Below are 1,230 nucleotides of genomic sequence, written 5' to 3'. Positions count from 1 at the left end.
ATCGAGCTGGTCGGCCAGGACGAGCTCGCCGAAGCGGTGCATGTGCTGGCCGGCCCGCACAAGCTGCGGGACATCCGCCTTGGCGAGACGACCTGGGACGGGCTGGCCGGCGAAGGGGACAGCGGGCTGGAGATAGAGATCCGCGAGGGGCGGCCCGGCGAGCCGGCGCCGAGCCTGGTGCGGCGGATCGGGCGCACGGACGATCTCGGCGTGCAGATGTCGGTCCATTCGGTCGACCCGGAAAATCAGGTGGTGTTTGCCGGCCGGGTGCCGGTGTATCACGGGATGGCGTCGATCGACCGACCGGACGAGGTCTGGGTGCATTTCCTGATCGCCGGCCTGCTGCGCCAGGACGCGCTGACGGACAAGCTGCGGGTGCCGCTGCGCATCCGCATGCGACGGCGCGGGGACAATGCGTGGCGCCGGCTGCCCGAGCTGCACTACATGGACAGCACCCAGGCCGCGCGGCGGATACAGATCAAGATCCTGTTTGGCGAGGCGGCTGTGGGCAGTCCGATCCCGCCACCCGCACAGCGGGGGTTTGTCGAGGCGCGCAAGTGGGTGCCGGCCCAGACCCTGGCGCCCGGCGGCGGCGGGTGGACAGCCGACGCCTATTTCTCCGCCGGCGCCGGCGGCGATGTCTACCGGCTCGGCACCGAGGGCACCACCAATGTGCGCAATCTCAACCTGCAGGCGGACCAGGTGACGGTCTATCTGGATCGCGGTGCCTGGCCGGACGGGGTTTACGAGATCGAGGTGGTGCGCGGCGCCACATTCCGCAACGCGTTGTTCACGTCCAGCAGCTACCAGCACAGCGGCCAGGTCTGGGATTTCTTCGGCTCGCATGAGGGCGGCACCCTGCCGCTGACCCGCGAGGGGCTGCTCGACACGATCACGCTGCGCCGGGCCGTCTCCGTACGGCATCGTCCGCCCGTCTCGCGCCGCGATGTGGCGCTGATCGCGGTTCGGGCGCGCAATCGCGCTGTCGGCCAGCTCTCGGTGCTGGCCTCGGGCCTGGTGCGTGATCTCGGCGGCTATGTGGCGGCCGACTATATGACGCCGGCTGTCGGGCCGGTCACCGTCGCGGCGGAGGCGACGGTTCCGGACGGAACGTTCGACAAGACCAAGAACATCGCGTTCGAGTGCGATGTCCGCCTGCCGGTGGCGCCAGCCGCGCGATCGGTGCTGTGGGAAGACGGCGGGACCGGGATCGGCGCCGCCGTCTACATC

The 1,230-nt window shown here is 70.1% G+C and carries 1 protein-coding gene; it reads left to right on the top strand.

Features of this window, described 5'->3' with window-relative positions:
• On the top strand, positions 1–1,230 hold a 1,230-nt coding region (locus tag TSB10P1A_RS23400; protein ID WP_186390382.1), incomplete at both ends, for a hypothetical protein.

This window comes from Stappia sp. TSB10P1A (genome assembly GCF_900185725.1).
Taxonomy (GTDB): Bacteria; Pseudomonadota; Alphaproteobacteria; order Rhizobiales; family Stappiaceae; genus Stappia.
This window is presented reverse-complemented; position numbering and strand designations above follow the sequence as displayed.